We start from the raw sequence: 15,171 nt of genomic DNA, 5'->3' as shown, positions 1-15,171 counted from the left end.
CGCCCAAACCGGGCCGCTAGCCTACGCCCGGCTTGCCTTGGAGGCAGCCGAGGAGCGCGGGGGCTGGAAGCAGGTGCTGGGCACGCCGCGGGGCGTGGAGGCCACGTACTCACCGCGGTATTGCTGCTCTACCGTAAACTCGGGCAGCTGCGGCGGCAACGCCAGGCGCAGCACCGGCGGCAAAGCCAGAGCCGTGGCCTGGTGCAGGCAGCAGTGCAGGGGCAGCGAGTGGTGGTCGGACTGGCGCTGCTGGTTGTGCAGGCCGGCGTAGTGGTCGTAGAGGAAGCTCATCACCGCGGTACCGGCGTGCTGCTGACGGTAGTGCTCCACCAGCTGCGGCAGCTTCAGCAGCTCCAACGCATTGCCGGCAGGCACCATGGCCACTGCAAACAGGTGCAGGCTCAACAGCGCTATGACCAGTCGCTTCGTCATCGTGAGGGCAAAGATACCAGCAGCAATCGAGAGCGGGCGGGTGCGCGGCGCTGAAAAACCGAAAAGGGGGTGAAGAGTTGCTGGCGAAGGCAGTATGCCAGAAGGAATCAGGCTTTTTTGCCGGTATTCTTTCGGCATAAGCATAGTGCAGAGCTAATTTTCGAACGGCGTTAAACGTTGCTCGGCTGCCTCAGTCCAAGCGCAAAACCGCTGCCGACCATGAAACACTTGCTACTCGCGTTACTGTTGATTGTGGCCCTGACTACGCAGGCCCAGAGCCCCGCACTGTACTTCCCGCCCACTACCGGCACTACCTGGGCCACTACTTCGCCGCAAAGTTTAGGCTGGTGCCAGCCGCGGCTGGATTCGCTGCTGAACTTCCTGGGGCGCAAAAACACCAAGTCGTTTATCATTCTGAAAGACGGCCGCATGGTGGTGGAGCAGTACTACGGCACCTACACCCGCGACTCGGTCTGGTATTGGGCCTCGGCGGGCAAGACGCTCACGGCTACGCTAGTGGGCATTGCGCAACAGGAAGGCCTACTGACGCTCAACACCACGGTAACCAGCGTGCTGGGCGCGGGCTGGACCTCCGCGCCGGCGGCCAAAGAGCAGCTGATTACGGTGCACGACCAGCTCCGAATGACCTCGGGCCTGGACGACACCCCACCCCCACCCTGCGACGAGCTCAGCACCACCCCCAACTGCCTGTACTACCGCACCGATGCCGGCACGCGCTGGGCCTACCATTCCGGGCCGTACCGCTTGGCACAGGACGTAGTGGCCCGCACGAGCGGCCTGACCATCAACCAGTACACCAACCAGCGCGTGGGCAGCCGTATTGGCATGATTGGCGCCTGGGTGAACGACGTGTATTACAGCCGGGCACGCGACATGGCCCGCTTCGGCCTGCTGATGCTGAACCGCGGCACCTGGGCACAAACGCCTGTATTGCGCGACACGGCCTATTTCCGGCGCATGACCACGCCTTCCCAAGCTTTCAACCGTTCCTATGGCTACTTATGGTGGCTGAACGGGCAGCAGTCCTACATGCTTCCCGGGCCGCAGCAAACGGTATTCCCCGGCTCCTTCGTGCCCAATGCCCCGGCCGATATGATTGCCGCACTCGGCAAAAACGACCAGAAAATATACGTGGTACCCAGTCTCGGCTTAGTAGTGGTTCGACAAGGTCAATCGGCCGGGCAACCGCGGCTGGCGGTTTCTTCCTTCGATAACGAACTGTGGCAGTACCTGAATGCCATGTTCAACTGCACCGTAACCGCCGGCACCAGCCGCACCGAATCGATGGCTTTTGAGGCATATCCCACGCCCGCGTCCGATGCGCTGTTCGTGCAGCTGCCGGGCAAGATTCCTTCGGGAAGCTCGCTCAGCCTCATCGACCTGCTGGGCCGTACGCTGGTGCAAAAACCGGCTAACACTCCGCAGCTGCAATTCCCGCTCGTGGACTTGCCCACCGGCGCCTACGTGCTGCAGCTCCGTGCTGCCGATGGCCGCGTATTAGGCTCGCGGCGCGTACTGAAAAACTAAGCCCGCTATAAAAAAGAAGAGCGGTCATGCCGGATTAGCTCCGGCACGACCGCTCCGCCAAGTCGCATCGGCAATGCCTTACCGCTGACCCGAATACTCCGCCACGCGCACCAGCTGCTTGCCAGTATTCTCGCCGCGGAACAGGCCCAGAAATGCATTCGGTATCTGCTCGAAGCCATCCACAACCGTTTCCTCGAACTGCAGCTTGCCCTCCTTGTACCAGGTTAACAGCGCCTGAATGCCTTCGGGGTTGCGGGCGGCGTAGTCACTCACGATGAAGCCTTTCATCAGGGCACTGCTTTGCAGCAGCTTTACCTCGGGGCGCGGCCCCACGGGTGTTTCGGTGGCGTTGTAGCTTGAAATCTGGCCGCAGAGGGCAATGCGGGCGTGCTTGTTGAGCAGGCCGTACACGGCGTCGGAAATAGGGCCGCCCACGTTATCGAAGTAGCAATCCACGCCGCTGGGGCAGGCCGCGGCTATTGCGCGTTTGATATCGGGCGCGGTTTTGTAGTTAATGGCTTCATCGAAACCCAGCTGCTCTTTCAGGTAAACCACTTTTTCATCGGAGCCGGCAGTGCCTACCACGCGGGCGCCGTGCAGCTTGGCCAACTGGCCCACCACCGTGCCCACGGCCCCGGCCGCCCCAGAAACCACCACGGTTTCGCCGGGCTGCGGGCGACAGATATCGAGCAGGCCGAAATACGCCGTGAGTCCCGGCATACCCAGTAACCCCAGAAAGTAGCTCAGTGGTGCGGCATCCGTTGGAATAGCCTGTAAACCGCGCCCGTCCGATACGTTGTACTCGCGCCATTCCAGGTGGCCCACTACGGCCGTGCCCACCGGATACTGCTCGTGCTGGCTCTCCACTACTTCGGCTACCACGCCGCCGTTCAGTGCTTCGCCCACGGCAAAAGGCGGCACGTACGATTTACCCTCGTTCATGCGCCCCCGCATGTACGGATCGACGGAAACGTAAAGCGTTTTCAGCAGCACTTGGCCCGCTTGGGCGGTGGGTGCTTCGGCGGTTACAAAGCGGAATTGCTCGGCGGTAGGCATGCCCTTGGGCCGGCTGGCCAGCACAATGGAGGTGTTGTTCATAGCAATGAGTTTATCGGAAGAGCGAAAAAGAAAACAGTGGCTCCCGACGAGGGTGGAAGCCACTGTTTGCTGAAAGGGTACGCCGATGGATTAGTTGGCGTTGGTCGTCGTGTTCAGGTTTACCTCAATGTTGCCGCGGGTAGCGCGCGAGTAAGGGCAAATTTGGTGGGCAGCGGCCACCAGGTCTTCGGCCTGGCCTTGCTCCACGCCGGGAATGTTGATGTGCAGATCGGCCGAAATGCCGTAACCGCCGTCCTCGGCCTTACCGAAACCGATAAGGGCTTCTACCGTTACGCCGTCGAGCTTCACGCTGGCTTGGCGAGCGGCTACGCCCAGGGCGCCTTCAAAGCAGGAGGCGTAAGCAGCGGCAAACAGCTGCTCGGGGTTGGTGGCGCCGGCTTTGCCGGGGCCGCCCATTTCGCGGGGCGTGCTCAGGGGCACGTTCAGCACGTCGTTGCTGGTGGTAATTTGGCCGTCGCGGCCGCCTTTGGCTTTGGCTTGTGCGGTGAAGACTTTCTCGATTTTCATCGGGTAGAGAGGTAAAAATGATGCCCGCCAGATTAGGCAAGCAGGGTTAAAAGATGCTTGAGTTGGGTGCGTAGCTGGTTAAACTCCGCTTCCGGCATATCTAGCTTTTCCAGCAGCGCAGCCGGCACGGCGCAGGCCCGCTCGCGCAGCTGCTGGCCGCTTTCGGTGAGGCCAATAATGACCGACCGTTCGTCGCGCAGGTCACGGCGACGCGTGAGCCACTGGCGCTGCTCCATGCGCTTGAGCAAGGGTGTGAGCGTGCCCGAATCGAGCAACAGCTCCTCGCCCAATTGCTTCACGGTACGCTCGCCGTGTTCCCACAGCAGCAGCAGCACGAGGTACTGCGGGTACGTGAGGTCAAGCTCTTGCAGCAGCGGCTGGTAGGCCTTGGTGAACATGCGCGAGGCCGCGTATAGCGGAAAGCACAGCTGATTGTCCAGCTTTAGCAGGGCAGCGGCTTCCGGTGAATGCACGGTCGGCTTGTTCATGACACCCTTAACGAGGACGCAAACTAAATTGTTTGAAATTTAATTGCGCACAATCAAATCGAATAACCCTAATCGGTACTCTGGCCAGCAGACAAAAGCCTTCTGAAGTGGATCATTTCAGACTGGCAAATATTCTCTTGAACTATGTATATACATTTGATGTATGTACATATATTTGCATCATTAGCTAGACTTCCGGCTTTATCAGATTCACTGATAAGCCAACGGCTGCTAACAGTTACACTTCGCTCTTACCCCATCATGGCCCAAACCATTTTGCACCGCGCTGCTACCCGCGGCCACGCCAACCACGGTTGGTTGAATTCCCACCATACCTTCAGCTTTGCTGGCTACCACAACCCCGAGCGCATGCATTTTGGGGTGCTGCGCGTGCTAAACGACGACACCGTAGCCGGCGGCATGGGCTTCGGTACCCACCCGCACGACAACATGGAAATCATCAGCATTCCGCTGTCGGGCGACCTGGAGCACAAGGATTCGATGGGCAACCTGGGTGTTATCCGGCGCGGCGATGTACAGGTAATGAGCGCGGGCACGGGCGTGGCGCACAGCGAGAAAAATCACAACCGCGACCAGGAAGTGAAGTTCCTGCAGATTTGGCTGTTCCCCAACAAACGGGGCGTACAGCCGCGCTACGACCAGCAAACGTTCCGCGCGGAAGACCGTCACAACCAGTTACAGCAGGTACTCTCGCCCAACCCCGATGACGCGGGCGTGTGGATTCACCAGGATGCGTGGTTCCACCTTGGCAATTTCGACGCCGGCCATAGCACCGAATACCAAGTAAAAAAGCCCGGCAACGGCGTGTATGCGTTTGTGCTGGAAGGCGACGTAACCATTAACGGCCAAACCCTGCACCGCCGCGACGGTTTCGGTATTTGGGAAACCGACCGCTTCGATATCAAAGCCGACAGCAACGCCGAACTGTTGCTGATGGAAGTTCCCATGGCCGTATAAGCCTTTTTCTTACCAAACACCGGGCCTGCTCCGCTAGGGCCCGTTTGCATATTACCCATGAAACCAGCCACCGTAACTTACCCCGTTCACGAGCTCATTCGTAACCGCTGGAGCCCGCGCGCCTTCGCCGACAAACCCGTTTCGCAGGAAACCCTGGAACAAGTATTGGAAGCGGCATCGTGGGCGTTTAGCGCCATGAACGAGCAACCCTGGCGCTACATCTACGCCCATAAAGCCGACACGGAAGCGTTTAACCGCATTTTGGACTGCCTGGTGCCGGCCAACCAAGCCTGGGCCAAACACGCGCCGGTGCTCATGATTTCGCTGGTGAAAACCCACTACGACAACGGCCAGCTGAACCGCACGGCCATGCACGACGTAGGCGCCGCCAACGCCACCCTGTTTCTGGAGGCCACGGCTCTGGATTTGCACGGCCACGTAATGGGCGGCTTCGATTTCGCCAAAACCCAAGAGGTGTTCAACCTGCCCCCTACCCTTGAGCCGGTTGCATTTCTGGCCCTGGGCTACGTAGGCCAGGCCGAGCAGCTCGACGAGCCATTCCGCTCGCGCGAAACCGCCGCCCGCAGCCGCAAGCCGCTGGCCGACTTCGCCTTTAACCAACAATTGCCCGAGTAAGCACCTAGCACCCTATCGTTATGAAACACCGCATCATTCGGGCTGCCGAGCGTGGCCTAAAGGACATTGGCTGGCTGAAAAGCAACTTCACGTTCAGCTTTAGCAGCTACGCCAACCCCGAGCGCAACGGCTTCGGGCTGCTGCGCGTGTTTAACGACGACTTTGTGCAAGCGGGCGGCGGTTTCGGCATTCACCCGCACGCCAACATGGAAATCATTTCCGTGATGCTGGCCGGCAAAATGAACCACATCGACTCGCTCGGCTACAAAGAAGTGGTGGAGAAGGATTGGGTGCAGATTATGAGTGCCGGCACCGGTCTGCGCCACGAAGAGCACAACGTGGGCGACGACGAGGTGAACTTCCTGCAAATCTGGATCGAGCCGAAGCTGCAGAACGTAACGCCGCGCTACCAGCGCCGCTCGTTTCCGGAGGAAAAGCGCCGCAACCAGCTTACCACCGTGGTCAGCAACGAGGAAGGCCAGGCACATTGCTGGATCAACCAGAACGCGAAACTTTCCCTGGGCTACTTCGAAGCCGGCCAGCAACTAACGTACGCGCTGAACCCGACCAACAAGGCGGTGTTTGTGTTTCTGATGGACGGCGCCCTCACGGTAAACGGCGAAACCATTGAGCGGCGGGACAGCATCGGCCTGTGGGAAACCGACGCGGTAACCATCGAATGCCGCGCCGAAAGCCGGTTTATTGTTATCGAAGCGCCCATAAACCACTAAGCATATGCCCGGTTTCAGCGGCCGCATCGGCCCCAGCGGTTACCGCACAGAGTTAACCTCGGAGAGCGGCCACCACCTTGTGGCCGACGAGCCGCTGGCCGACGGCGGCCAGAACCTGGGGCCCACGCCCGGCGAGTTGCTCGCTGCTTCTTTGAGTGCGTGCACCTGCATAACCCTGCGCATGTACGCCGACCGCAAGCAGTGGCCGCTGCACAGCGTGGAAGCGGTGGTGCGCTACGAAGAAACCCCGCAGCACGTGGTTACGCGGCTTACGCGCACGCTGCATTTCGGCGGCGAGCTAACCGAGGAGCAGCGCCAGCGCCTGCTGAAAATTGCTGAGCTCTGCCCCATTCACAAGTCTTTGGGGGCCTCCATTGCCATCGACACGGAGCTGGCGTAACGACTGAGTCCAATTGCTTCCCTGACCAAAAAGCCCCGCCGTAATTCCGGCGGGGCTTTTTGCTGCACTTAACTTTCCGCTGAAAAGCAGGTACTATTAGTGCAAGCCCCGCATCTGCAAGCAGATGCACACGGCTTACTCCGCACCTTTTCTGCCACCAAAACTGCCAGGTTTATGCCCAAACGTCGACGATTCCTGATTTGGTTGCTGGGCTCGGTAGCAACGCTGGCAGCCGCGGAGTTTGTGGTGGGCTGCTCGTTATCGGCGCCGCGTTACTCGGGCCCGAAGTCGGCGCATTTCAACGGCGAACAATTCGTAAACCAGGGCGGTGTGCAGGCCCAGGAAGGCATGCGCCCCTTGCTGCGCTGGATGCTGAACCGCGACAAAGGCGAGTTTCCCGCGCAGCCCGATGCGCCATACGGTCCCAAGCCGCCAACCCGCGTGGGCGCCGGGCAACTGCGCGTGACGTTTGTAAACCACGGCACGTTTTTGCTGCAGTTCGACAGCCTGAACATTCTCACCGATCCAATTTGGAGCGAGCGGTGCAGCCCTTTCCAGTGGATTGGCCCCAAACGCCTGCGCCCACCCGGCCTGCGCTTCGACGATTTGCCCCCCATCGACGCGGTGCTGATCAGCCACAACCACTACGACCACCTCGATGTGCCCACTTTGCGCCGCCTCGCGGCCCGGGACAAGCCGCAGGTATTTGCCGGCTTGGGCGTAAAAGCATTTCTCGACAAAGAAGGCATTCCGAACGCCACCGACCTGGATTGGTGGCAGCAGCAACTCCTCAGCAAACGCGCGCAAGTGGTAAGTGTGCCCGCGCAGCATTTTAGTGGCCGGGGCCTCCGCGACCGGGATGCCACGCTGTGGGCGGGCTACGTGCTGCGCACCTCGGCCGGCAACGTGTATTATGCCGGAGACACGGGTTACGGTGCTTTTTTCCAGGAAATTGGTCGGCGCCAGGGACCTATTGACTTGGCCATTTTGCCCATTGGAGCGTACCGGCCGCAGTGGTTTATGCAGCCCATTCACATCAGCCCCGCCGAGGCAGTAAAGGCCTTTCGTGACCTGGGCGCTAAGCGCGGCGTGGCCACGCACTTTGGCACGTTTCAAATGGCTGACGACGGGCTGCTGGAACCGGCCATTGATTTGCACCATGCCCTTCGCGAGCAGCAGGTACCCGACAGCGCCTTTTTGGTACTGAAAGAAGGTATTGGCTGGGAGCTTCCTCGCTAAAACCCGCGTGAGCCCGAAAACGTGAACTTTCGGGCGTTTTGCACAACGTTTGGATTTGACTTTATGCGTCTTAGCACCTAGACAACAACCTTTCTGGCGGGCAAGGGTATATAGGCCTATTCCAATACAGAACTGGCTTCAGTTCCCTCAACCCTTGTTGCCCATGAAACGACTTTTTCACCTGACCCAGGCCTCGGCGCTGGGACTGGCGCTGCTCCTGGCAGCCCCGCACGATGGCCGCGCGCAGACGGCCGACCGCAAAACCAGCCTTAGCTTGTACGGCAGCACCTTGCAGTACAAAGGCAACCTTGGCTCGCAATACTGGAAAGCCGGCGACAACTTCGAGTTGGGCGGTGGCTTATCGGTGTACCGTTACATCACCAAGGGCCTGGATTTGGGCATCGACCTGAACTACGGCGACATGCAGTTCGATGCTCCCCAGGGCGCGCCATACTTCGGCTCGAACTTCTCGGCCAACGTGATTAATGCCAACCTCGGCATCAAGCTGAAGCTGCCCATCAAGGAAACCTTCTTCGTGCAGCCTTACCTGCTGTTCGCGCCCGGCCTGGCCGTGGTAAGCGCCGACGGGGAGTTGAACCAGGACGGCAACTTCTCCACTTTCGACCGCAGCACGTCTTACTTCGATCTGCACGGTGCCGCTGGTCTGAAGTTTCGCCTCTCCGACGGCGTGGGTTTGTTTGTGCAAACCGGCCAGCACTGGCCCATTGGCGCGAACTTCGATAACGTAGCCAACCGCGACGAAAACAGCTGGGACGACCGGTACCTGCAGCACTCGGCCGGCCTCACGTTTGCCCTGGGCCAAGCCAAGGACGAAGACAAAGACGGCGTATCTGACAAGCGAGACAAGTGCCCCGGTACCCCAGCCGGGGTAGCCGTAGATGCCAACGGTTGCCCGCTCGACGGCGACAAGGACGGCGTACCCGATTACCAGGACAAATGCCCCACCGAAGCCGGTAAGCCCGAACTCGAAGGCTGCCCCGACCGTGACAACGACGGCGTGCGCGACTCCGAAGACCAGTGCCCCGATACCCCCGGCAAGCGCGAGCTGCAAGGCTGCCCCGACGCCGATAACGACGGCGTGCGCGACCAGGATGACAAGTGCCCCGACACCCCGGCCGGCGTGAAAGTAGACGCTACTGGCTGCCCCGTAGATACCGACGGTGACGGTGTGCCCGACTACCAGGACCGCTGCCCGAACACCCCCGGTCCGGCTTCGAACCGCGGCTGCCCCGAGATTAAGGCCGAGGCCAAGAAGCGCCTGCAGGAAGCTACCAAGTACATCCAGTTTGAGTTCGACCGTGCGGTACTGAAGCCGATTTCGTACCCGACCCTGGAAAGCCTGGTGCAGATCATGAACGAGTACCCGGACTACACCCTGAGCATTGCCGGCCACACCGACAACAAGGGTTCCGACCCGTACAACCTGCAACTCTCGCACGACCGCGCTGCTTCGGCCCGCGCCTTCATGCTGAGCAAAGGCATTCCGGCCGCCCGCATTGAGGCCCGTGGCTACGGCGAGCTGAAGCCCATTGCCACGAACGACACCGAGGCCGGCCGCGCCCAGAACCGCCGCGTCGACTTCGACCTCTACCTCACCGGCGACCCGAACGCGGCCGAAGTGAAGTACGGTCCTGAGCCAGCCATGCCCGATCCGGAAACCCTGAGAAAGGCTACCCCGGCGCCCAAAAAGGCACCGGCCAAGAAAGCGCCGGCCCGTAAGGCCGCGCCCCGCCGAAAGTAGGCTCCCAATAGTCCTACAGCCCCTTGTACAAGCGGCCCGCCACCCCGGCGAGCCGCTTGTTTTTTGCCCATTGCGCCGTTAAAACAAGGCAGCGTTACGTGCTACTGCTAGCGACTATCTGTGTATCTTGTTGGACCCTCCCTAATACTTCTTTACCTCGGTTATGCCCCGCCTGCGCTGGATGATGCTGGTAATTGCGTGCAGCGGCGCGCTGCAGTGCCATGCCCAATGGGCCGTGCAGGAATGGGTAACCACCCCGCTGCACGACGAGGCCCGCGTGGATTTACCCTACGAAGCCAAGCCCGTTACACTTCCTCATCAGCCGCCCGGCCTAAAAATCCTCGAAACCACCACCGCCGACGCAGATTTTATGGTGATGAGTCTCGACCGGCGCTATTTTCCGGGTTACCGCCCGCAAAGCCGCATTACCCCCAAGGCCCTGAGCCGGTTTTTCGACAAGCAAAGCCGGCAGTACGGTCGTCGCGTATTTCACGGCCGGCTGCTGGAGCAAGCCAACGTGGTGTTTGTAAACAGTCCGGCCCGGGCGGTGGTGTACGAGGGCTTCGATTACGACCACCAACAACCCACGCGCATCGAAACGGTGTGGGTGTGGCGTGTACATGCGCTGTACCTGTTTGCGTGCGTGTACCGCTTGCCGGAGCAGGCCGGAGTGGCCGCTGGCAGAAATAAATTTTTCGCTTCGGTCCGGTTCGATCAGCCTCTCCCGCCAACGGAGTTGTAGGCCTGCAAAGTTGCTGAAACACGCCGCGGGCCGGCTCTTTTAACGCGCGGCGGCCTGCCAACCAACTACATACGCAGCTTAAAATTGACTTTAAAATAGGATAAAGCCGGGCTGCCGCAGTGGCAGCGCAAACCGCTTGTTGTATCTTAGTGCTTGAATCAGTGTTGCTTGGGACGATTCCCTCCTTTTACATGAAAAAACACATACTCCTTGGTTTGCTGTGGCTCGGTGGCTGGGCCGCGCAGGCGCAGGAACTTCCTTACCAAACCCCGCCCAAAGCCATTGCGGACTTGGTAGAGGCCCCTCAGACACCCCGGGTAAGCCTGTCATCGGACGGGAAGTGGATGGTGCTACTCATTATGCAGGACATGCCCAGCATTGCCGACCTCTCGCAGCCCGAGTTGCGCCTGGCCGGTATGCGCCTGAACCCGCGCACCAACGGCCCCAGCCGGGTGAGCTTCGCCACGGGCATGATGCTGCGCCGGGTAGAAGACGGCAAGGATCTGGCTGTGCTTGGTATGCCCCAAAAAGCCCGCATCAGCGACGTAAGCTGGTCGCCGGATAACTCCAAAGTTGCCCTCACGCTTACCACCGGCGCTGCCGAAGGCAAAATTGAGCTGTGGGTGATTGACGTAAACACGGTACAGGCCAAACGCCTGGCCGGCGTTACCCTGAACGGCACTTTCGGCAAACCCTACGAATGGTTGCCCGACAACGAAACCATTATTGCCCGCGGGCTGGTGGCCGGCCGTGGCGCCGCCCCCAGCGCCACCGCTGTTCCGGTAGGACCTGCCATTCAGGAAAACGCGGGCCGCAAAGCCGGCGCCCGTACCTACCAGGATTTGCTGAAAAACCCCGCCGACGAGCGGCTGTTCGAATACTACGCTACTTCGCAGCTGGTAAAAATCACCTTGGCCGGCAAGCTGCAGCCGCTGGGGCAGCCCGGCATTATTCAATCGGCCAAACCTTCGCCTAACGGCAAGTACGTACTGGTAAAAACCCGTCACCGCCCCTACTCCTACACCTTGCCGGTAAGCAGCTTTCCGGTGAAAGTAGACGTGGTAGACGTAACTACCGGCGACCTGGTAAAGAACGTAGCTGATCTGCCGCTGGCCGATAACGTGCCCACCAGCTTCGACGCCGCCCCCACCGGCCCCCGCGCCCACGACTGGCGCGCCGATGTTCCCGCCACGCTGTACTGGGCCGAAGCCCAGGACGGCGGCGACCCAAAAACCGAAGCGGCCATTCGTGACAAGGTATTCACGCTGCCGGCTCCCTTTACGGGCAAAGCCGAGGAGCTGGCCGCTTTGCCGCTGCGCTTCAACGACATTACCTGGGGCAATAACAACATTGCCCTTATCGATGCCTACCGGTGGGCCGACCGCAAAGAAGTAACCTACACCGTGAGCCCCGGCGCGCTGCCGTCGTTGGCGGTGCTCTTCGACCGCTCTTCGCAGGACAAATACCGCAACCCCGGCACGCCCTATACCAAGCGTAACCCTCAGGGGCATTACGTGCTGGCTACCGACGCCAAAAGCCAACTGATTTACTTGGTAGGCGCCGGTGCCTCGCCCGAAGGCGACCGGCCGTTTGTGGACGAGCTGGACGTAAAAACCAAAGCCAGCACCCGCTGGTGGCGTTCGGAAGCCCCCTTTTATGAAGTACCGCTGGCCATTCTCGATTTCGATAAGCGCCGCATGCTTACGCGCCGGGAATCGGTGGATCAGAACCCGAACTACTACCTGCGCGATGCCCGCTCGGGCAAGCTAACGGCCCTCACCAAGTTTCCGAACCCTTACGGCGCCACGGGCGTGTTGAAAAAGCAGGTAATCCGCTACAAGCGCGCCGACGGCGTGGAGCTAACGGCCAACCTGTACCTGCCGCCCACTTACAAAGCCGGCGACGGTCCGCTGCCGACGCTTATGGAGGCTTACCCGGTCGAATTTAAAGACAAGAGCAACGCCGGCCAGGTTTCCGGTTCGCCGTTCACGTTTACGCGCGTGGGCTACGGTTCGCCGGTGTTCTGGGTAACGCAGGGCTACGCCGTACTGCAGGGCGCCAGCATTCCGATTGTGGGCGAAGGCGACAAGCAGCCCAACGACACCTACACCGAGCAACTGGTAAGCAGCGCCAAAGCCGCTATTGACGAAGGCAAGCGGATGGGTGTGGTAGACCCCAGCCGCGTGGCCGTAATGGGCCATTCGTACGGTGCGTTCATGACGGCCAACCTACTCGCGCACTCCAACCTGTTTAAGGCCGGTATTGCCCGCAGCGGTGCCTACAACCGCACCCTTACTCCCTTCGGATTTCAAGGTGAAGAGCGCACGTACTGGGAGGCACCAGAGGTGTACAACGCCATGTCGCCGTTCAACTACGCCGACAAGATTAAGACGCCCATTCTGCTGATTCACGGCGAATTGGACAACAACTCCGGTACATTCCCCATTCAAACGGAGCGTTTCTACAACGCCCTCAAGGGCCACGGCGCCACGGTACGGTACGTGGTGCTGCCGGCCGAGTCGCACGGTTACGCGGCCCGTGAGAACATCATGCACATGCTCTGGGAAATGAATACCTGGCTCGATAAATATGTGAAGACCCCGCAGCCCGTGCAGGCGGCCAACTAACCTCGGGCTGCTTAGGGCAAGGCTCTAAGGCTTACTTACGCCGGTTCTGGCGGGGTTTCTACTCCGGCCGGAACCGGCGGTTTGCTTGCTGGGTCTGCCCAATGGCAAGAGCTTTTGGGCAATAACATCGTCGCGCCGCAATCAAAATTTCGGCGGCTACGTAAGGCCGATGAGGGCATATCGTGCTTGTTTAGTACCTTTTCCGACCACCCCGGGCTCCTTCCTACCTGCCAAAGCCCCTTTGGCTCCCGCCGTAAACGCCGTCTGTGATGAAGTACTTTTTACCCACCTGCTGGTCGTGCCTTGCGTTGATGGTCGTTTTACCGGCTGCTTCCCTGGCCCAAACGGCCGACCGCCCCACCAGCGTAAGCCTGCACCTGAACGCCCTGCAATACCGCGGCACCTTTGGCTCCACGTACTGGGATTTTAGCAGCAGCAACCGTACGGCAGGCCTCGGCCTGGGCCAGTACCTAGGCAAGGGGCTCGATTTAAACGGGCAGGTGCTCTACGGCGACCTGAAAGGTACTCGCGGCCCCAACGCTACCTTTAACACCACCCTGATAAACGTGAACCTGGGGCTGAAATTCAAGCTGAATAACGGCTGGGCCCTCAAGGAAAACGCTTTCATTCAGCCTTACTTACTGGCTGCGCCCGGCTGGACGTACACCAGCCGCGAGGTATCAGCGGACGGCCTGCGTAACGACCAGAACGAAAACCTCATCGACCTTTTCACCGGCGCTGGCATTAACTTCCGCCTAGGAGGCGTGGTGGGCTTTTTCGTGCAAACCGGGCAGCACCTGCCGCTGAATGCCAATTTCGACGGCTCACTTACCCGCGACGCGGACAAATGGGACGACCGTTTTCTGCAGCATACCGCCGGCCTGACCATCAACCTGGGCCAAGGCCAAGACCAGGACCAGGATGAAGTACCCGACCGCAAGGACCGTTGCCCGAACACGCCGCCCGGCACGCCCGTCGACGATAACGGCTGCCCTCTCGACGACGACCACGACGGCGTAGCCAACTTCCAGGACCAGTGCCCCTCTGAGGCCGGTACCGCCGAAAACCAGGGCTGCCCAGAAGGTGCCGCCGATGCCGATAACGACGGCGTAAACGACTCCGAGGACAAGTGCCCCGACACCCCGCCGAGCACCGCGGTAGATGTGAACGGTTGCCCCACGGCTAACCCGGACGCGGCCCCCGCAGAGGGCGCAGACACGGACCGCGACGGAGTGCCCGACGCCGATGACCGCTGCCCCAGCAGCGCCGGCCCGGCCGCAAACCGCGGCTGCCCGGAAATAAAGGCCGAGACCCGGGCCAAACTCCAAGAAGCCACCCGGTTCATGGGTTTTGAGCTAAACAAGGCCACGCTGCTTCCGGCTTCGTATTCCACGTTGGACGACATCGTGCAAATTCTGCGGGCCTACCCCGATTACACATTAAGCATTGCGGGCCACACCGATAGCAAAGGCTCAACGGCGTTTAACCTACGCCTGGCGCGCGAGCGGGCTGCATCAGCCGGCGGTTACCTGCGCAGCAAAGGCGTGGCCGAAAACCGCATCGTGTTGCGCAGCTACGGCCCTCTGAACCCCATTGCCGACAACAGCTCCGACGCCGGCCGCGCCGAGAACCGCCGCGTAGAGTTCGACCTGTTCCTGACTGGTGACCCCAACCCAGCCGAAACCAAATACGGTCCGCAGCCCCCCATTCCTGCAGTGGCTCCGGCCGTTAAGAAAGACCCGGCTAAAGCCACGAAAGTAAAAAAGGGGGCCGTAAGAAAAGCACCGGCGAGAAAGACGGCGGCAAAGAAGTCGGCGACTAAGGCTCCCGCCAAAGCCGCACCCGCGCAAAAGCCTGCACCCAAAGCGGCGACGCCCAAAGCCACCGCACCGTCCAAAACGGGCACACGCACCAACGCGCCAGCGCCGCGGCGGTAAGGGCAGCCGGCGTGCGGGGCGTGGC

14 protein-coding genes are annotated in these 15,171 nt (G+C 60.6%); 10 read left to right on the top strand and 4 right to left on the bottom strand.

Translation table 11 applies throughout. The annotated features are described in order from the left end of the window. Nucleotides 1-21: 21 nt before the first annotated feature. A complete protein-coding gene (locus ABD903_RS00525) occupies nucleotides 22-432 on the bottom strand; it encodes a hypothetical protein (RefSeq protein WP_345220388.1) in 411 nt (136 codons plus the stop codon). Nucleotides 433-651: 219 nt separating this feature from the next. On the opposite strand from ABD903_RS00525, the gene ABD903_RS00520 reads away from it, so the two are divergent. Then, nucleotides 652-1,980 (top strand): serine hydrolase domain-containing protein, encoded by a 1,329-nt coding sequence (locus ABD903_RS00520; RefSeq protein WP_345220386.1) that lies wholly within the window; start codon nucleotides 652-654, stop codon nucleotides 1,978-1,980. A 78-nt stretch (nucleotides 1,981-2,058) separates the two neighbouring features. On the opposite strand, the gene ABD903_RS00515 is transcribed toward ABD903_RS00520, so the two are convergent. The 3 genes from ABD903_RS00515 to ABD903_RS00505 all read right to left on the bottom strand — a co-directional run bounded on the left by ABD903_RS00515 (nucleotide 2,059) and on the right by ABD903_RS00505 (nucleotide 4,094). Further along, on the bottom strand, nucleotides 2,059-3,078 hold the full coding sequence (locus ABD903_RS00515; RefSeq protein WP_345220384.1) for an NADP-dependent oxidoreductase: 1,020 nt from the start codon (nucleotides 3,076-3,078) through the stop codon (nucleotides 2,059-2,061). 90 nt (nucleotides 3,079-3,168) lie between these two features. Next, the gene (locus ABD903_RS00510; protein WP_345220383.1) at nucleotides 3,169-3,606 is read right to left on the bottom strand and encodes an organic hydroperoxide resistance protein; all 438 of its coding nucleotides are present in this window, start codon (nucleotides 3,604-3,606) and stop codon (nucleotides 3,169-3,171) included. Between the two features lie 32 nt (nucleotides 3,607-3,638). After that, a complete protein-coding gene (locus ABD903_RS00505) occupies nucleotides 3,639-4,094 on the bottom strand; it encodes a MarR family winged helix-turn-helix transcriptional regulator (RefSeq protein ID WP_345220381.1) in 456 nt (151 codons plus the stop codon). A 261-nt stretch (nucleotides 4,095-4,355) separates the two neighbouring features. Between ABD903_RS00505 and ABD903_RS00500 the strand changes: the two genes are divergently transcribed. The 9 genes from ABD903_RS00500 to ABD903_RS00460 all read left to right on the top strand — a co-directional run bounded on the left by ABD903_RS00500 (nucleotide 4,356) and on the right by ABD903_RS00460 (nucleotide 15,146). Next, nucleotides 4,356-5,072 carry a pirin family protein gene (locus tag ABD903_RS00500; RefSeq protein ID WP_345220379.1) on the top strand — a complete coding sequence of 239 codons (717 nt, stop codon included), beginning with the start codon at nucleotides 4,356-4,358 and terminating at the stop codon, nucleotides 5,070-5,072. Nucleotides 5,073-5,129: 57 nt separating this feature from the next. Next, on the top strand, nucleotides 5,130-5,708 hold the full coding sequence (locus ABD903_RS00495; protein ID WP_345220378.1) for a nitroreductase family protein: 579 nt from the start codon (nucleotides 5,130-5,132) through the stop codon (nucleotides 5,706-5,708). Nucleotides 5,709-5,728: 20 nt separating this feature from the next. Continuing rightward, nucleotides 5,729-6,439, top strand: a complete 711-nt coding sequence (locus tag ABD903_RS00490) for a pirin family protein (protein ID WP_345220377.1) — start codon at nucleotides 5,729-5,731, stop codon at nucleotides 6,437-6,439. A 4-nt stretch (nucleotides 6,440-6,443) separates the two neighbouring features. Next, nucleotides 6,444-6,839 (top strand): OsmC family protein, encoded by a 396-nt coding sequence (locus tag ABD903_RS00485; protein WP_345220375.1) that lies wholly within the window; start codon nucleotides 6,444-6,446, stop codon nucleotides 6,837-6,839. A gap of 174 nt (nucleotides 6,840-7,013) precedes the next feature. Continuing rightward, entirely contained in the window at nucleotides 7,014-8,078 is a 1,065-nt protein-coding gene (locus ABD903_RS00480) for an MBL fold metallo-hydrolase (RefSeq protein WP_345220374.1), read from the top strand. Between the two features lie 163 nt (nucleotides 8,079-8,241). Continuing rightward, nucleotides 8,242-9,840 carry an OmpA family protein gene (locus ABD903_RS00475; RefSeq protein ID WP_345220372.1) on the top strand — a complete coding sequence of 533 codons (1,599 nt, stop codon included), beginning with the start codon at nucleotides 8,242-8,244 and terminating at the stop codon, nucleotides 9,838-9,840. Between the two features lie 163 nt (nucleotides 9,841-10,003). Then, nucleotides 10,004-10,582, top strand: coding sequence for a hypothetical protein (locus ABD903_RS00470; RefSeq protein WP_345220370.1), 579 nt, complete (start codon nucleotides 10,004-10,006; stop codon nucleotides 10,580-10,582). 191 nt (nucleotides 10,583-10,773) lie between these two features. Further along, the gene (locus ABD903_RS00465) at nucleotides 10,774-13,209 is read left to right on the top strand and encodes a S9 family peptidase (protein WP_345220368.1); all 2,436 of its coding nucleotides are present in this window, start codon (nucleotides 10,774-10,776) and stop codon (nucleotides 13,207-13,209) included. 269 nt (nucleotides 13,210-13,478) lie between these two features. Next, nucleotides 13,479-15,146 carry an OmpA family protein gene (locus tag ABD903_RS00460; RefSeq protein ID WP_345220367.1) on the top strand — a complete coding sequence of 556 codons (1,668 nt, stop codon included), beginning with the start codon at nucleotides 13,479-13,481 and terminating at the stop codon, nucleotides 15,144-15,146. The last annotated feature ends 25 nt before the right edge of the window (nucleotides 15,147-15,171 follow it).

The sequence above is a fragment of the Hymenobacter koreensis genome (assembly GCF_039541855.1).
Lineage (GTDB): Bacteria > Bacteroidota > Bacteroidia > Cytophagales > Hymenobacteraceae > Solirubrum > Solirubrum koreensis.
This window is presented reverse-complemented; position numbering and strand designations above follow the sequence as displayed.

What these genes read in the sequence shown, in the direction of transcription:
- ABD903_RS00525 (WP_345220388.1), bottom strand. Translation starts at nt 432, where the DNA reads ATGACGAAGCGACTGGTCATAGCGCTGTTGAGCCTGCACCTGTTTGCA.
- ABD903_RS00520 (WP_345220386.1), top strand. Translation starts at nt 652, where the DNA reads ATGAAACACTTGCTACTCGCGTTACTGTTGATTGTGGCCCTGACTACG.
- ABD903_RS00515 (WP_345220384.1), bottom strand. Translation starts at nt 3,078, where the DNA reads ATGAACAACACCTCCATTGTGCTGGCCAGCCGGCCCAAGGGCATGCCT.
- ABD903_RS00510 (WP_345220383.1), bottom strand. Translation starts at nt 3,606, where the DNA reads ATGAAAATCGAGAAAGTCTTCACCGCACAAGCCAAAGCCAAAGGCGGC.
- ABD903_RS00505 (WP_345220381.1), bottom strand. Translation starts at nt 4,094, where the DNA reads ATGAACAAGCCGACCGTGCATTCACCGGAAGCCGCTGCCCTGCTAAAG.
- ABD903_RS00500 (WP_345220379.1), top strand. Translation starts at nt 4,356, where the DNA reads ATGGCCCAAACCATTTTGCACCGCGCTGCTACCCGCGGCCACGCCAAC.
- ABD903_RS00495 (WP_345220378.1), top strand. Translation starts at nt 5,130, where the DNA reads ATGAAACCAGCCACCGTAACTTACCCCGTTCACGAGCTCATTCGTAAC.
- ABD903_RS00490 (WP_345220377.1), top strand. Translation starts at nt 5,729, where the DNA reads ATGAAACACCGCATCATTCGGGCTGCCGAGCGTGGCCTAAAGGACATT.
- ABD903_RS00485 (WP_345220375.1), top strand. Translation starts at nt 6,444, where the DNA reads ATGCCCGGTTTCAGCGGCCGCATCGGCCCCAGCGGTTACCGCACAGAG.
- ABD903_RS00480 (WP_345220374.1), top strand. Translation starts at nt 7,014, where the DNA reads ATGCCCAAACGTCGACGATTCCTGATTTGGTTGCTGGGCTCGGTAGCA.
- ABD903_RS00475 (WP_345220372.1), top strand. Translation starts at nt 8,242, where the DNA reads ATGAAACGACTTTTTCACCTGACCCAGGCCTCGGCGCTGGGACTGGCG.
- ABD903_RS00470 (WP_345220370.1), top strand. Translation starts at nt 10,004, where the DNA reads ATGCCCCGCCTGCGCTGGATGATGCTGGTAATTGCGTGCAGCGGCGCG.
- ABD903_RS00465 (WP_345220368.1), top strand. Translation starts at nt 10,774, where the DNA reads ATGAAAAAACACATACTCCTTGGTTTGCTGTGGCTCGGTGGCTGGGCC.
- ABD903_RS00460 (WP_345220367.1), top strand. Translation starts at nt 13,479, where the DNA reads ATGAAGTACTTTTTACCCACCTGCTGGTCGTGCCTTGCGTTGATGGTC.